The organism is Billgrantia zhangzhouensis (genome assembly GCF_021404465.1).
In the GTDB taxonomy this organism is placed as follows: Bacteria; Pseudomonadota; Gammaproteobacteria; order Pseudomonadales; family Halomonadaceae; genus Halomonas; species Halomonas zhangzhouensis.
Map to the genome: position 1 here is coordinate 86163 of NZ_JABFTT010000012.1, position 15325 is coordinate 101487.

A 15325-nucleotide genomic window follows, 5' to 3' on the forward strand; every position below is an offset into this window, starting at 1 on the left:
GGATGTCATTGGACACCCTATGGACGCTCTGGCATGCTTCGCGCTCTGCGAAACCTGTCCAAGAGAAGCCCATGAGCTCACTGCCGAACTGTCCCGCCTGCCATTCTCAATACACCTACGAAGTTGCCGACATGTACGCCTGTCCCGAGTGCGGCCACGAGTGGTCGAGCGTGGCGGATGAATCGGAGTCTGGCGACGAGAAGGTGGTGCGCGACGCCAATGGCAACGTGCTGCAGGATGGCGACAGTGTCACCGTGATCAAGGATCTCAAGGTCAAGGGCACCTCGTCGGTGGTCAAGGTGGGCACCAAGGTGAAGGGCATTCGCCTGGTGGAAGGCGACCACGACATCGACTGCAAGATCGACGGCTTCGGGCCGATGAAGTTGAAGTCGGAGTTCGTCAAGAAGGTATAAGCATCGGGGAACACTGGCTGTCACCGAGCTGTAAGCTAACGGCAGTACTTTGGATGAGACTCACTCATCGGAGGTTTTCTCATGCACAAGCGCTCCTTGGTAACGGCCTTTTCCGCATCCGTGCTGCTTGCCGGTCTGACCCTCCCGGCATTCGCCAACGAGAAGCTGGTGCTCTACACCAGCCAGCCCAACAGCGACGCCCAACAGACCGTCGATGCCTTTCGAGCCGCTCATCCCGAAGTCGAGGTGGAATGGGTGCGCGACGGTACCACGCAACTGATGACCCGCCTGCGTTCTGAACTCTCCGCTGGCGTCAGCAATCCCGACGTGCTGCTGATCGCCGACAGCATGACCATGGAGTCGCTCAAGCAGGAGGGGCACCTGCAGGGCTACCTGAGCCCCGAGCGCGAGCCCTACGCTGCCGAGCTGTACGATTCTGAGGGCTACTACTACGGCACCAAGCTGATCACTACGGGCATCGTCTACAACACCGGCGCCGAGCGTCAGCCGCAGAGCTGGCAGGAACTCACCCAACCCGAATACGCCGGGCAGGTCACCATGCCGAGCCCGCTATACTCCGGCGCCGCGCTGATCCACATGGCATCGGTCGAGGCCCATCCCGAACTGGGCGAGGGTTACTACGAGGCACTGCAGGCCAACCGCACCGAGGCCCAGGGCGGCAACGGCGGCGTGTTCAATGCGGTGGCGGCGGGCAGCAAACCCTACGGCATCGTGGTGGACTTCCTGCCGATTCGCGAGGCTGCCAAGGGCTCACCGGTGGCGTTCGTGTTCCCCGAAGAGGGAGTGAGCGCCGTGACCGAGCCGGTCGCCATCATGCAGGGTGCCAAGAACCTCGAAGCGGCGCAGAAGTTCGTCGACTTCGTCCTCTCGCAGGAGGGGCAGGAGCTGGTTAGCGAGCAGGGCTATCTGCCTGCGCACCCCGAGGTGACGCCGCCCGAGGGCTTCCCCCCGCGTGACGAGATCGCCTTGATGCCGCTGGATACCCAGAGTGTCCTGGCCAGGGAAGCCGAGCTCAAGCAGCGCTTTGGCGACCTGTTCGGCAGTTGATCATGGCACCGAGCCTGACCGAAGGCAGCCAGCAACGCTGGCTGCTTACCCTGTTGACGATCGCTATCGTGGCGCTCAGCCTCGTGCCCAGTCTGCGCCTGCTGTTCGAAGCGCTGGGCGACCTGGCCCAAGGCAGCGAGGCTCCGCTGTGGCGCGTGCTTCAGGCCGAGAGTACTTGGCGGGCGCTGTGGCGCAGCCTCTACACCTCGGGACTGGGCATGCTGATCGCCCTGGCGCTGGGCAGCCTGTTCGCCTTCGTGATCACGCTGACGGACATTCGCGGCAAAGCCTGGCTGGTGTTCTGCTTCATGCTGCCGATGATGATTCCGCCCCAGGTCACGGCGTTGAGCTGGCTGCAGCTGTTCGGGCCCGCCAGCCCGCTGCTGAAGAGCATCGGTATGGCGCCGCCGTTGGGCAGCCCTCAGCCGCTCTATTCCGCCGAGGGGATCGCCCTGCTGCTGGGCATCCAGAGTGCGCCGCTGGTGTTCCTGGCACTGCGTACCTCGTTGCTTTCTCTGCCTCGTGAGTTGGTCGAGGCGGCTCGTATCAGCGGCGCCCGCCAGGCTCAGGTATGGGGGCAGATCATCCTGCCGGTATCCCGCGGTGGCCTGATTGCAGGCGGCGCCATGGCGTTCATCTCCAGCCTGGGCAACTTCGGCATCCCGGCCATGCTGGGCATTCCCGCCGGCTACTATGTACTGCCGACCCTGATCTATCAGCGCATGGCCAGCTTTGGTACCGGCGTGCTGGCCGAAATGGCCTCGCTGTCGCTGTTGATCGGCGTGCTGGCACTGGCTGGCGTGGCGCTGCAACAAGCGTGGATGAAGCGCAGCCGCTTCGGCCTGGTGGGCCATTCGGGGCGTGCCCACGACTTTTCGCTGGGGCGCTGGCGCGGCGGCGTGACCGTACTACTGGTGACGGTACTGCTGGCGATACTCGTCGCCCCTCTGGCTGCGCTGGTGGTGAGTTCGCTGGTGCCTGCCATGGGCGTGGCGCTCACTTGGGAGACCGCCACGTTGAATGCCTATCACGAGGTGATCGGCCGCCAGGGGGCGACCTGGCGCGCGGTGCGCAACAGCCTGTGGCTGGCGGGCGGTGCCGCCGTGGTGCTGATGCTCTGCAGCCTGCCGCTGGCCTACCGCCTACAGCGCTTGCCGCAGCGCTGGCAGAGCCTGGCGCTCAGTGCCATCGAGCTGCCCTACGCACTGCCGGGCGTGGTACTGGCAGTGGCCTGCATCCTGCTTTTCGTGCGTCCCATTCCCGTGGTTAACGTGGCGCTCTACGGCACCCTGGGGCTGATTTTCGTCGCCTACCTGGCGCGCTTCCTGGTGGTGTGCCTCAAACCGGTGGCAGCCGGCCTTGCTCAGCTCGATCCCTCGCTGGAGGAGGCCGCACAGCTTGCTGGTGCCGGACCCTGGCGGCGACTGGGTGGCATCGTGTTGCCGCTGGTGGCGCCGGCGCTGTTCGCCGGTGGACTGCTGGTGTTCTTGCTGGCGGTAAATGAGCTGACTGTCTCGGCGCTGTTGTGGAGTGCCGGCAACGAAACCCTGGGGGTACTGATCTTCAACCTCGACGAGGGGGGCGAGAGCGTACTGGCCGCCGCGGTTTCGGTACTGGTGGTCATGATGGTGGCGACGCTGATGCTGGCGCTCAGTCTGCTGGCGCCGCGCTTGCCCAAGGGAGTCGTGCCATGGCAGGGTTGACGATAGATCGTGTCACCAAACGCTTCGGCGAGCAGTGTGCCGTCGATGCGCTCTCGCTGGATGTCGCACCGGGCGAGTTCGTCGCTCTGCTCGGCCCCAGCGGCTGCGGCAAGACCACCATGCTGCGCATGCTGGCCGGCTTCGAGCCGCTTAGCGAGGGCGAGATTCGCTTGGGCGATCGCACCCTGGCCAGCCGTGAGTGCCACGTACCGCCCGAGCGCCGCAACATGGCGATGGTGTTCCAGTCCTATGCCCTGTGGCCGCACATGAGCGTGGCCGACAATGTCGGCTACCCGCTCAAGCTGCGCCGTCTGGAGGGTGATGCCTACCGGCGCCGGGTGGCCCAGGCATTGGCCCTGGTGGATCTTGCCGCCTACGCCGCGCGTTCGCCGCAGGAGCTGAGCGGCGGGCAACGTCAGCGCGTGGCGCTGGCTCGCTGCCTGGTTACCGACCCCGAAGTGGTGCTGCTAGACGAGCCCTTGGCCAACCTGGACCGCCACCTGCGTGCGACCATGGAGCAGAGCTTCCGCGAGTTTCATCGTCGCACCCGGGCCACCATGATCTACGTGACCCACGACCAGAGCGAGGCGATGTCGCTGGCGGATCGCATTGCGGTGATGCGTGGCGGCCGGCTGGAGCAGTGGGCCACGCCAGAGGCGCTTTACCGCCGACCGCGCAGCGCCTGGGTGGCGAGTTTCATCGGCCAGGGCAGTCTGCTCGAGGTGGCTGCGGGGCGGCCGGGGCTGCACCTGGAAGAGGCTGCATTGATGCGTGGACTCACCGCCGTCGCCACCGAGCGCACCCAGCCGGTGCTGGTGCGTCCCGAGCATGTCACGGTGCTGCCCGAGTCGGCTTCCCAGCGCGGCCTGCGAGCGCGGGTGGAGAGCGCGACCTTTCGCGGCGAGCGCCACGAGCTGCACCTGCGCCTGGAAAGCGGCGAGACGCTGCTGGCTTATCATCACACTGCGCTGGCCGAAGGGCAGGGGGTGGCGCTGCTGCTGCACGAGGGTTGGTGTCTAGAGCCCGACGCATGAGCCTGCGCATCGAGGTTCTCAGCGGCCTGGGAGAGAAGGCCCTCGTTGCCATCCTGGTCGAGGCCGAGGGCAAGCGGATGCCTTGGAGCGAGTCGTGACCAGCACGCTGCAGCGCGCCTGGCACACGGCAGAACTGGCGGTCCCTGGCCAGCAGGCCATTCGCTTGAGTGGACTCGATGAGCACGATTGGGAGCGGTTAGACCAACTGCGTCTGATGCCCTTGCCATCGAAGTAGAGCCCGGTAGCACGACTCGCGGTGCCAATGTCGACCCGCCTGACAGTGATATGGCGCAAAACTAGGTTGTCATTTCCTCCTGTGCGATGAGAGCGTCGGCCAATGCCCGCGAAGCAAGAGCGAACTCCACGCGGGCCGCGCTGAGCGCGCTCAGATCCTTGCTGGTCGTATCGCGCACCAGCCGGTCCAGCTGCATCTTGGCCATGACTAGGCGCTTGCATAGCGTCCGATTATCGAGAGATTCCGATTCTGGCTCGGTCAATCTCGGCACGTTCATTGTGTTCATCGTTATGTTCCCCCTGCGTCGCTTGAAACCGTGCGAGCTGCATGGCGCTCCCTGCCATGCGCTCATCAGGTATATCGACCCGGGTGGGGGGAACTGTAATATTGACAGGAACGACTCGGCGATACTCGGTTATCGCCCGGGCGATGGAGCCTGGAAGAACTGGCTGTCGGCTACTGTATGGCAGTGACCATGACCGGTACGGTGCCGCGATGGAGCATGCCGAGTTCGCGCGCCGCGCGCTTGGAGAGGTCGATGATGCGTCCCTTGACGAAGGGGCCGCGATCGTTGATCCGAACCTCGACTTCCTGTCCGGTATCCGCCCGTGTGACGACCACCTTGGTGCCGAGGGGAAGACTGGGGTGGGCGGCGGTCAGGGCTTGCTGATCGAAGGGTTCGCCACTGGCGGTAGTGGCGCCCTGGAAGCGGTCGCTATAGTAGGAGGCAATGCCTTCTTCCTGAGCGTCGACTTCATGAGCCCAGGCGTTGGCTGCGAATACCGTGAACCATCCTGCCAGGCAAAATGCGAGCAACTTTTTGGGTTGGGCTCCCATGGTTTTACCTCAGGTTATCGTGTGGCGGTTATCGCTTTCATCGATGAGGTGCCGGTGAGCGTTATGGATAGTACCCGCCAAGTATGCATGGGGCAACTTTAAAAGCCGACGAAGGCAGCATGATGGGAGACGCTTGGCGACGTTGGCAGCACGGTTCATCTCGCTGCTGGCATTCAGGCGCCCTGGGCGCGGCTGGCGGATCGCAAGGGGGCTGCCTCTTCGGGAGCGATGAGCCGCAGGTTTGGCACGGCCTCCGTGCGATTGCGTCCACCCTCCTTCGCCGCGTAGAGCCCTTCGTCGGCCTGGCTGATCAGGACGGAACGATTGGCGTGGCGTACCGGCAGCATCGAGGAGACGCCGATACTGACCGTGACATGCTTAGCCACGGGAGAAGCGGAAAAGGGCAGGGCGCGATCCTCCAGCATGGTATGGATTCGCTCGGCCATGCGTAGGGCGCCTTCCATACCGGTATGCGGTATCAGCAGTGCCATTTCCTCACCGCCATAGCGAGCAACGAGGTCGCCTGGCCGGGCGGCGGCGGCGCGCAGCACCTTGGCCACTTCGCGCAGGCAAGTGTCGCCGGCCTGGTGACCGTAGGTATCGTTGAAGCATTTGAAGCAGTCGATGTCGATCATCAGTAGGCTCAGGGGCTGACGCTCACGCGCCGCGCGGAGCCACTCCAGCTTAAATACACGTTCGAATTCGCGGCGGTTGGCGATACCCAGCAGGCCATCGCTGGCAGCCTGGCGAACGAGCTTCGCGTTGTGGGCCGCAAGGCGCTCGCGTTCTTGTAGCAGGCGTACTTCGCGGGTGCGGTAGACATGGTGTATCGGCAGCAACAACAGCAACATCAGAGCGATGCCGCTGGCGAAGCCGGCGATAACGGTAGGCTCGGCTGCCAGTGAATCCAGAAAAGCGGTAGCGTTGGGAAAGAGTGCGGCCCTCTCGGGTACCAGGCCGTTGATGGCAAGTGCGGCGTCGAGCACCAGGGCGACAGCCAAGGCACATCCTGCAAGACCGGTTCTGCTGCTCGGTGTAGATTTGGACTTCGTCTGCATGGCATTCGTCTCTTTCCTGGGCCGTACGGGCCTTTGGCCCGGGGCAAGGTGACGACTTTGGCCAGCTTCCTCTCACGTATCCCTGCGATGTCTTGCTGTACCTTGGGCTAAAAAAAGGGCCGCAGAGCGGCCCAAGTACGCAGGGAACTAAAGGATAGTGCTAACTCATCGCAAGAGCGTGCCTTTGGCCGGTGAAAACAGGAGAAACATCTTGCCTGGCTTCATCCTGGATGCGTCGATTCATGACGAAACAGACGTTTCTGGTCACGGATGACGCTGTATCGCATTTGCGCTACTCGCCGTACCTTCTATTGCAAGGACATAAGCGAAAAGGATGCCAAGATTTTTCATACTCTTATAGAAACAGTGGCTTAGTTCCGCATTTGGCGGATGAGACTCCGTCTGCAGCCGCTTGGAAAGGCCAAAGCCAGGTTGTCTCGTTGCTGTTTGGAGACACAATTTTGGCATTTTTAAGAATTTATAGAGAAACCAATAAGTTAAGTGTTCCCTTTTGGAGACAGGGGTGGTGGCATGGCTGAGTCTGAACGACAGTCGATGGGGTTCAGGCGGAATGATGCATTTGACTCAAGTTCCGTCCTGGTAGTGGTTGCTGACCTCATGGGAGGGTAGACCGCAAGCGTCGCTCAGGCGAGACTGCCTTCGTCGTCCATTCCTACTCGGCCTCTTCAGACAGGGAGAATCGAAATGGCAAGTGTCTTTACCCGTATCATTCACGGCGAGCTGCCCGGTGAATTCGTCTGGTCAGACGCGCAATGCGTCGCCATCATGACCCTCAACCCCATGAAGCCCGGCCATTTGTTGGTGATTCCACGTGAGGAGATCGACCATTGGGATGACATGCCGGTGGAGCTGAGCGCTCATCTCATGACGGTATCGCAAAAGCTGGCCAAGGCCCTCAAGCGAGCTTTCCCCTGCGAGCGCGTGGGAATGATGATCGTCGGGCTCGAGGTTCCTCACGTGCACCTGCATCTGGTTCCGATCGATGCGATGCAGGACATCCGGCTCGAAGGCTTGCCCCAGGCCCGGCCGGAACAGCTGGCGGAGCATGCCGACCGCATTCGTGGCGTGCTCTAGTCCGACACTGGATTGTCTCGGTGATTGCGTAAGCTATGGCCGCCACGTACGACATGGCTTACACACTTCAGGGGCAATGTCTGATAGTACTTCTGTGTCTCTAGGCTAGTATGGATGTCTTCCTAAGCCTGCTGTCGTCACGGCAGGCAGTATCGTCCAGGCGCTGGGCTTATTGGAGGGCACGGTGCACGAGAAATTGCTAGAGACACGTCGGCAATGGTATGCCGCCTATATCGATGGCAACGTTGGTCGGCTCGATCACATCGAGAGCGACGGCTTCATGGTGATCAATGCGGCAGGCCTGCAGGGCAAGCTGGATCAGCTAGGCAGTATTGCCGAGGCCGTGGCGGCCGGCCAATGGTTCGCCCGCGGCAGTCGCGCCGAGGACGCCATCCTCAAGGTCCTGGCGCTGGGCAATGTGGTGTCGATCTATGGGCAGGGCCGCATCGTCGGTGACGAGCGATCCCGACCCTGGCTGCATTTCAGCGAGCTATGGCACAAGGAGGATGGAGAGTGGCGTGTGCTGACATTGCACTTCACGATGGCTTCCTCCCCGGCCGCTACATGACCGTGAAGCAGCCCCAAACGCGGCATTGACCAGCCGACGATCGCAACCATCGGCTGGCTAGTTCCTCAACTGCGCGGCTGGACGCAATTGGCGTAGAAGCTCACGGTGGCGGGCCAGTCGCTGAATATGCCAATGACACCGACATCCTGAACCAGCGTATCGAGGGTGATCAGCTTATCGCCTTCGCGGCGTATCACCTCCTCGGTGGTGTGATGATACCACTGCCCACCTTCGGCCAACGGGCCCGAGCGCTCGAGCGTCCAAGTGATCAGCGCCAACCCCGCTTCGCGGGCCCGTTCGGCATACTCGGATGGCACGATACGCTTGTCGCCCTCACCGAACCCCGGGTTGGCGGCCAGCAGCATCCAGGTGGGCGGGGCCAGAATGCGAACGCCCCGTTCGGCCAACTCTTCCATGCTCGGCGACCAGGTGTCGGGGACGGTGTGGTCGAAGCCCTCATCGTCGTAGCGGCCGTCCAGATACACCGCCTGCTGGCCGAACTCAGGTTCGTTCTCGATCCAGTGGAGCACATCGTCGAGATTGAAGGATTGAGCGAAGACATCGCTGGGCGACACGCCCGCTGACTTGTATTCGTCGATCATCTTCTGCGCGTAATCCTCCTGGCTCATGCTGTTGAAGGGCATCTCGACGTCGGGCGCCTTGAGTTCGGGGGTCATCTTCACACCGAGTTCCTGAAACAGTGCGATGGTGTCGGCATGGCTCATCAGGGTGCCGCGCGTGGCGTAGAGGTTGGTGCGCCAGCCGGGAGTCCCAGCCAGGTACTCCTCGAGGCTGTGCGCCTCTCGGTTGGCGCCTTCCATGGTGCCGCGCAGGGTGCGGAATTCGGCCAGGGTGATGTCGCTGGTACAACAGCGGATCTCGGCGGCATTGGTCAGCTCGCCGCTTTCGCTATTGATTTCCGGCGGCACGCTGCACTTCTGGGCCAGCTCGGTTGCCACGATATTGGTGGTGTAGTGCAGGTCGCACTGGGAGTGGCGACACACCAGCTCATTGTCGCTGGTGAAGGTGACGTCGCACTCGACGATACCGGCACCGCCTTGAACGCCGGCCAGGTAGGATTCGAGGGTGTGCTCGGGGAACTGCAGCGGTGCACCGCGATGGGCGATGGCAAGATTGGTAGCCTGCCAGTCCGTGTGCTGGGCGGCGCATTCGAGCAACTCGGCCTTGAGTTCACGTTCACGCTCGGTCTCTTCGCTCATGTCGTTGAGCAGAAACAGGGGGCGCGGGCCGAGCGTTACCTGGCGTGCGGCATCGAGCAGGGCATCGTTCCACTCGGGGGCGCTCCCGGCTGTTTCATGAGCGAATGCCGGTATGGCGATCAGTGCTCCCAGACAGGCCAGGATGGGAAGTGCTTTTTTCATGGCGTGTCTCGCTTTCTTCCTTGTTGGCGTGGGCCGCGGCAGGCGCCTGTGGCCAGACTTGAGCGTAGCCATAGGCGGCCACGGCGGCCAGGCTAGCGCTCGGTCAGGGCCAGACGCGCCGCCATGGCGAGAAAACCCGCGGCGAAACCGCGCCGCAGCCAGGTCAGCATGGACGGGCGAGTCAGGATCCGCTGACGTGCAGTGGCCGCACCGACGCCGTAGACGATAAATACGACAAATGTCATTAGCATGAAAGCGAGACTCAGCTGGATCATGGACATGAGCGGGGCGGTGCCGGCGTCGACGAATTGCGGCAGGAAGGCGAAGAAGAACAGGGTGAGTTTGGGGTTGAGCAGATTGAGCAGCACGCCGGTGCCGATCAATTGCCTGGCGGGAAGAGGGGCGAGGGCGGCGGTGGGTAGCGTTTCCTCCCGCGAGTTCAGCATGCTAAGGGCGATGTAGAGAAGGTAGGCGATGCCCAGCAGCTTGAGCAGTTGGAACGCTGTCTCGCTTGCCTGCAGCAGCGAAGCCAGGCCGGTGATGGCCGCGAGCATGTGCGGCACGATGCCGAGAGTGCAGCCGAGCGCCGCGATGGTGCTGGCGCGCGTGCCATGCGTGATCCCGGTGGCGAGGGTGTAGAACACACCGGTGCCGGGTGCGGCGACGACGACCAGCGAGGTCAACAGGTAGTCCAGTGTCATGGTAGGGCTCCGATAACGATTCGACGCTATCGTGGCGTTGCCATGGGGGCCGTTTCTTGAACGAAATTGCAGGTCACGCAGGAAGGAGCGCGCGGCGGTAGCGGCCCGGAGGGAGACCGAGCTGGCGGGTAAAGGCTCGGCTCATATGGCTCTGGTCGGAGAAGCCCGCTGCCAGGGCCGCCTGGCTCAGCGAATGTCCGTCGGCGATCAGGCTCCTGGCCATCAGTACCCGTCGCTGCAGTAGGTAGGCATGGGGCGTGGTCCCCAGCGTGCGGGAAAAGCTGCGCAGCAACTGGTAGCGGCTCAGGCCCGCCATGGCGGAAAGCTCGCCCAAGGTGGTGGGGGCGTGAGGGGCGTCGTCGAGACGCTGGCGTACTCTAGCGATAGCGTTCGGTACGCTATGGGAAGCCGAGGGACGCCTCGAGCCATGGCGCGAGAAGGCTGCCCCTAGCAGCGCTTGGCAATGTTCTTCCAGGGCCAGGGAGTCGCCCGGCGCTGCGGCGAGATGCTGAAACAGCCGCTCCATGAGCCTGCGTAGCAGGGGATCGTCCAGAGCCGGGCGGGCCAGTTCGGCCGACGCATCGTCGCCGTCGAAGATTTCCCGGATCAGGTCGGGATCGAAATAGAGCATGTGCCAGGCACGCGAAGCGCCGCCTAGCGGGGCACCGTCGTGCATCTCACCCGGGTTGACCGTGATGATGTCGCCCGTCACGGCATCGACCCGGCCGGCACCGCTCCAGGAGCGATGTCCGCCGGCACAGATGAGCCCAATGCCGTACTGGTCATGGGAATGGCGGGGAAAGGCACGGTTCGAGACCAGGCTCATGGCCGTGAACCCGGCGACTCCGGTGGCAAACGCGGTAACGCGATGTCGCTCATCCGCCATATTGCTCAGCAGGCTCCCGCATCGTTGGTCTCTCTATCGTCAGCCATTTTGGCCAGCCAGTCGAGACGCTTCTCGACCTAGTCGAGCTCGGACTGCTGCCTGGGTGTCGACCCGCATGGGAAGCTTTCGAGATAGATTTGCCAGGCTTCGTGGGCTGCCTGCCATTGGCAGGAGTGGCGAATCCAGTAGCGAACGATCTCGTCGTCGAGAGGGGGACGGTATGACGGTGCTTGGTTCATGGCTTGGCCCTCTTTGCAGGACTTCTGCCAGCTTAGCCTGCTTTTTGCTGCACCGCAGCATAAGATTTGTTACCGTCGGTCTTGCGCCCTCTTGTTTCAGGTGTCTGACGTAAAAACGCCCCATACGGAGAAAGGCCGTATGGGGCGTGGGGAAGTCGCTGAAAGTCACTCAGCGCTGCGGATGCTCCTCGAACAGCTCCGCCTTGGCTTCGCGCATGACGTTCTCACAGGCGGCCTGGTGGGCTAACTGGGTCAGCAGGCTCTGGGTAACCGCGAAGCCTTTGCCGAGACAGTTATCCACCTCCTCACGATTGATATGGGGAGTTACGTCGTAGTCGATCTTGATCGTTCTGCCGCTACCGTCCAGCCTGTCGGCCAGGCTACGAATGAACCAGGCAAGGCGCTCACGCCAGCCGCTCGTCTCTTCCATGCCTTCGTATACGCTGAACGTGCACCGCCACTCAGGTTTGTAGACTCGCATGAGTACCTCCTGCACTGGCTTGGTTATGAATGATCGATCGTGATGTTTCGCTCCACTTCTTTGACGAAAACTACTTTTCCAGAATAACAAACTTGTACCGGACTTTCACGAAGTGTGCCGTTTCGCTACGTCAGTAGGCTCGTGGCGGAAGCCTCTATCGATGACACGCGACCAGAGCACGTCACTTGTCCTATCGGCGCCGTAGGAAGGAACTTGAGCGGCAATGGGTCCAGGGTAAGGAGAATCAGACGAAGAGAAGGCTAGGGGGAGGAGAAAAGCCAAGTGGGCGCGGGTAACCAATGAAATCGCTTTATGTACCGCGAGCGAACCCACGGCGCCGCTGGCGGCGCTTACCAGCACGTTTGGCGATACGTATATCGGTTCCTTGACGTGCGTCGTTCCCGGCTCGAACCAGGCAATGTCAGCGTGGCGGCCCCTGCTCGAACAAATCGGCCTTGGCATCCCGCATCACGTCCTCGCAGGCAGCCTGCTGAGCCAACTGGTTGAGCAGCGAGTGAGTGACTTCGAATCCCTTGACCAGGCAGGTATCGATCTCTTCCGCGGTCACGGCAGGCTCGACTTGGCATTCAATCGTGACGGTACGGCCCTTGCGGTCGAGCTTGTCGGCCCAGCGGCGAATGTGCCAGGCAAGCCTCTCACGCCAACTCGACGATGCGCCGGCGGCTTCGTTCACAGTGAAGGTACAGTGCCATTCCGGTTTGTAGATTTTCATACGAACCTCCCGTTCCGGCTGGGAACATCCCGCAGTCTCTCCTTGTTTACCGTGTGCAACGGTCGAGACGTCATGTTTCCAGCATAGAAGCTTTACGTGCCCCGGGCAGGTTAGCGAGTGTGAAGTCTTGCCAGGAAAGCGCGCAGAACGGTTGGCTGCGGGATTGGACCTACGCCTTCTCTCTGTCCATGGTAAGGGTGTCGATCAATCACAACCCATGGACGGAACGGTGAACAAGGTAGCTCGGCGAATCGTCATCGCGATGGGGGCTGTGCTGCTGTTGCTGGCGGCGGTCGCCCTGTTCCTCGAATCCTCCTGGTTCCGCGGCTGGCTGGCAGGCCAGGCCAGCGAACAGCTGGGGCGCGAGGTGGAGATTGGCGATCACGGCATCGATTGGGGCCTACCGCTGACGCTGAGGCTCGACGAGGTGCGCATCGCCAACGCGCCGTGGGCCGAGGATCCCATGGCACGCCTCGGCGAACTGACGGTGACCTTGGACGTAGGCGTCCTGCTGCAAGGGAAGATCGAATTGGAGCGGCTCGCTATCGAGCGACCCGAGGTGGTGGTGCTGCGTCGAGAAGATGGCACCACCAATCTCGATGACCTGTTGGCAGAGGAGCCGACCGAGGCGCAGGAGATCCCCCTCTGGCCTAAGGCCTTTCATATCGACCGAGGCCGGCTGGTCTATCGGGATACGGGCCAGGACATCGATCTCGATATCGCCTTCGCAACTCCCGGAGAAAGCGTCCAGGAGCTGAGCTTGGAACTGCTCGGAGAAGGTCGGCTACAGGACGATCCACTCGAGTTTCAGGGCCTGTTGCACCTCGACGTGGAGGAACGCCGTGGCGTCATCGAGGCGTTCCAGGGGAGTATCGGCGACAGCCAATTGAGCGGTGACCTGGCGCTGGACATGGGGCGTGACGTGCCACGCCTGATGGCCGAACTGCAAGCCGACGAACTCGATCTGGACCGCTGGGGGCTCTTCGATGAAACTGCGGCGGAAGAAGAGGCGCAGGAAGAGGCAGAGTGGGATCGGCACGTGGCACGGCTTCTGGAGGGGCTCAAGGCATTCGAGGCCGATGTCGACCTGTCTCTTGGCCGGCTGCATTATGCCGGTCAGAGCCTGCATGACCTGGCCGTGAGAACGACCCTGGAAGAAGGTCGGCTCACCATCTCCCGGTTACAGGCCCAGCAGCAGCTCGAGGAGGAGTCGCCCCGTTCGTTGAACGTCCAGGGCTGGCTCGAGAGCGAGGACCAGCGCCTGCTGGCCGAGCTGCAAGCGGAGTTGGATCGCATCGACTTGACGGCGGCGCTCGCTCCGTTCGGGTTTGGACCGCTGGGCACGCTGAATGGCAGTCTCAATACCCGCGTGGTCGACGGCGGACTGCTGTTCGAGGATACGGCCCTCGATTACCAGGCCCAGCATTGGGGGCTGTCGCTGTCGTTCACTGCCGATACCCGCACCGAGGGCGTGGAAGGGCAGCGGATACACTTGGTGGGCGAGGGCAGTTACGAGGAGGAACCCTTCGAGTTCGACCTGTTGATCGGGTCACTGCTCGATCTCGCCGATCCTGAAGCGCCCTATCCGGTATCCGGCGAGTTGGCCAGCGGCGAGACCCTATTGTGGATCGATGGCAGTGCGGTGCAGCCTTTCGCCCTCGAGTCGCTAGAGGGCAGTGCTCGACTGGAGGGGCCGAGCCTGGCTGAACTCACCGAGCTGACCGGAATCAACCTGCCGGAACTGCCGCCCTATCATGTCAGCGGCTACGTGAGCTTCCGCGAGAACCTGCTCAGTGTCGATGGTCTCGAGGGCACCTTCGGTGACAGCGATGTGGCCGGAGATGTGAGCATTCGCTTCGGTGAGCGACCCAAGCTATGGGCGACCCTGGTGTCCCGGCAACTGGAAGCGGATGACCTACTGCCGATGCTGGGCATCTCGCCGGGAACCGGCCCGGGCGAGACGGCCACGCCCGAACAGCAGCAATGGGAAGCGCAGGAACGGCGCGCCGCAATGCTGTTCCCCGATCGTGATTGGGATCTGGAAGCTCTGCGCAATACCGATATCGTTCTGGACTACGAGGCGGCCAACGTGCAGGCGGAGCATGTGCCGTTCGAGGATCTGGCCCTGGCTCTCGAGCTCGAGCAGGGCGTAATGATCGTCGAGCCCCTGCAAGTTGGGCTCGGCGGGGGAGAGGTGCGTGCCTCCTGGATCATGGACTCACGCCAGGCTGCCATCGAGGGCGATCTGCAGCTGGCTCTGGACCAAGTCAACCTGGCGGCTTTGCTGGACGAGGCCGGCCTGCCCGAAGTGGCCCGCGACACCCTCGGCAGGATCGGCGGGCGCGGCGATTTCCGTTATCGCGGGCGCTCCATGCATGAGGTCATGGCCGGGCTCGATGGCGAGCTGGAGCTGGCCATGTCCCAGGGCTGGCTGGACATCATCGCTGCCGAACTACTGCCGCTCAACGTGGCCAATGCGCTGGTGGCGGCGCTCACGGGAGAGGATCAGGTACAGCTGGAATGTACCTACGTGCGTTTTGCCATCGACCGGGGCCTGGCCGACCTGACTCGGTTCTTCATGGCGACGGAGATCGCCCACTTCGAGGGGGCCGGAGCTGTCGACCTGGAAACGGAGAGAATGGACCTGGCCTTCCAGGGCCACAATATCGATCCCACCTTGTTTACCGGTAATTCGCCGGTGGAATTGCAGGGCTCGCTGCGTGACCCCGAGGTAAACGTCATCACCGAGGAACTGATTGCGCGCGGGGCGTTGTCGCTGCTGGGAGCCATCGTGGCACCGCCCCTGGCGATCCTGCCATGGGTCGATCCGGGCGGCGGCGAGCAGGTCGGCATGGGCTGCGAGCGAGCGTTCTCGGAGTTCGAGGAGTGAAA

General features: G+C 62.6%; 17 protein-coding genes. 8 read left to right on the plus strand and 9 right to left on the minus strand.

The window, feature by feature from the left end; all coding sequences use genetic code 11:
• The first annotated feature begins 71 nt into the window (after positions 1 to 71).
• The 5 genes from HOP51_RS15725 (at position 72) to HOP51_RS15745 (ending at position 4453) form a co-directional block, all read left to right on the plus strand.
• Positions 72 to 413, plus strand: coding sequence for a zinc ribbon domain-containing protein YjdM (locus tag HOP51_RS15725; protein WP_234274861.1), 342 nt, complete (start codon positions 72 to 74; stop codon positions 411 to 413).
• An 81-nt stretch (positions 414 to 494) separates the two neighbouring features.
• Positions 495 to 1481 (plus strand): ABC transporter substrate-binding protein, encoded by a 987-nt coding sequence (locus HOP51_RS15730; RefSeq protein ID WP_234274862.1) that lies wholly within the window; start codon positions 495 to 497, stop codon positions 1479 to 1481.
• A 2-nt stretch (positions 1482 to 1483) separates the two neighbouring features.
• Positions 1484 to 3184 (plus strand): ABC transporter permease, encoded by a 1701-nt coding sequence (locus HOP51_RS15735; protein ID WP_234274863.1) that lies wholly within the window; start codon positions 1484 to 1486, stop codon positions 3182 to 3184.
• Entirely contained in the window at positions 3172 to 4218 is a 1047-nt protein-coding gene (locus HOP51_RS15740) for an ABC transporter ATP-binding protein (RefSeq protein ID WP_234274864.1), read from the plus strand. Before HOP51_RS15735 ends, HOP51_RS15740 begins: the two co-directional genes overlap by 13 nt.
• A gap of 94 nt (positions 4219 to 4312) precedes the next feature.
• Positions 4313 to 4453 carry a hypothetical protein gene (locus tag HOP51_RS15745; RefSeq protein ID WP_234274865.1) on the plus strand — a complete coding sequence of 47 codons (141 nt, stop codon included), beginning with the start codon at positions 4313 to 4315 and terminating at the stop codon, positions 4451 to 4453.
• Between the two features lie 61 nt (positions 4454 to 4514).
• On the opposite strand, the gene HOP51_RS15750 is transcribed toward HOP51_RS15745, so the two are convergent.
• From HOP51_RS15750 to HOP51_RS15760, 3 genes are all read right to left on the minus strand, one after another.
• Complete coding sequence (locus tag HOP51_RS15750) at positions 4515 to 4739, minus strand: hypothetical protein (protein WP_234274866.1); 225 nt, start codon at positions 4737 to 4739, stop codon at positions 4515 to 4517.
• A gap of 170 nt (positions 4740 to 4909) precedes the next feature.
• Complete coding sequence (locus HOP51_RS15755) at positions 4910 to 5290, minus strand: septal ring lytic transglycosylase RlpA family protein (RefSeq protein WP_234274867.1); 381 nt, start codon at positions 5288 to 5290, stop codon at positions 4910 to 4912.
• 173 nt (positions 5291 to 5463) lie between these two features.
• The gene (locus HOP51_RS15760) at positions 5464 to 6291 is read right to left on the minus strand and encodes a diguanylate cyclase (protein WP_234274868.1); all 828 of its coding nucleotides are present in this window, start codon (positions 6289 to 6291) and stop codon (positions 5464 to 5466) included.
• A gap of 762 nt (positions 6292 to 7053) precedes the next feature.
• On the opposite strand from HOP51_RS15760, the gene HOP51_RS15765 reads away from it, so the two are divergent.
• Positions 7054 to 7443 carry an HIT family protein gene (locus HOP51_RS15765; RefSeq protein ID WP_234274869.1) on the plus strand — a complete coding sequence of 130 codons (390 nt, stop codon included), beginning with the start codon at positions 7054 to 7056 and terminating at the stop codon, positions 7441 to 7443.
• A 184-nt stretch (positions 7444 to 7627) separates the two neighbouring features.
• Positions 7628 to 8011 (plus strand): nuclear transport factor 2 family protein, encoded by a 384-nt coding sequence (locus tag HOP51_RS15770; RefSeq protein WP_234274870.1) that lies wholly within the window; start codon positions 7628 to 7630, stop codon positions 8009 to 8011.
• Between the two features lie 65 nt (positions 8012 to 8076).
• Here the strand turns inward: HOP51_RS15770 and HOP51_RS15775 are convergent, their stop codons facing one another.
• The 6 genes from HOP51_RS15775 to HOP51_RS15800 all read right to left on the minus strand — a co-directional run bounded on the left by HOP51_RS15775 (position 8077) and on the right by HOP51_RS15800 (position 12433).
• Positions 8077 to 9393 (minus strand): glycerophosphodiester phosphodiesterase family protein, encoded by a 1317-nt coding sequence (locus HOP51_RS15775; RefSeq protein ID WP_234274871.1) that lies wholly within the window; start codon positions 9391 to 9393, stop codon positions 8077 to 8079.
• Between the two features lie 92 nt (positions 9394 to 9485).
• On the minus strand, positions 9486 to 10094 hold the full coding sequence (locus tag HOP51_RS15780) for a LysE family translocator (RefSeq protein WP_234274872.1): 609 nt from the start codon (positions 10092 to 10094) through the stop codon (positions 9486 to 9488).
• Between the two features lie 73 nt (positions 10095 to 10167).
• Complete coding sequence (locus tag HOP51_RS15785; RefSeq protein WP_234274873.1) at positions 10168 to 10980, minus strand: AraC family transcriptional regulator; 813 nt, start codon at positions 10978 to 10980, stop codon at positions 10168 to 10170.
• 77 nt (positions 10981 to 11057) lie between these two features.
• Positions 11058 to 11219, minus strand: coding sequence for a hypothetical protein (locus HOP51_RS15790; protein WP_234274874.1), 162 nt, complete (start codon positions 11217 to 11219; stop codon positions 11058 to 11060).
• Between the two features lie 169 nt (positions 11220 to 11388).
• Positions 11389 to 11700: a hypothetical protein gene (locus HOP51_RS15795; RefSeq protein WP_234274875.1), complete on the minus strand. Its 312-nt coding sequence runs from the start codon at positions 11698 to 11700 to the stop codon at positions 11389 to 11391.
• Between the two features lie 421 nt (positions 11701 to 12121).
• The gene (locus tag HOP51_RS15800) at positions 12122 to 12433 is read right to left on the minus strand and encodes a hypothetical protein (protein WP_234274876.1); all 312 of its coding nucleotides are present in this window, start codon (positions 12431 to 12433) and stop codon (positions 12122 to 12124) included.
• Positions 12434 to 12662: 229 nt separating this feature from the next.
• On the opposite strand from HOP51_RS15800, the gene HOP51_RS15805 reads away from it, so the two are divergent.
• Positions 12663 to 15323 (plus strand): AsmA family protein, encoded by a 2661-nt coding sequence (locus HOP51_RS15805; RefSeq protein WP_234274877.1) that lies wholly within the window; start codon positions 12663 to 12665, stop codon positions 15321 to 15323.
• Positions 15324 to 15325 lie beyond the last annotated feature (2 nt).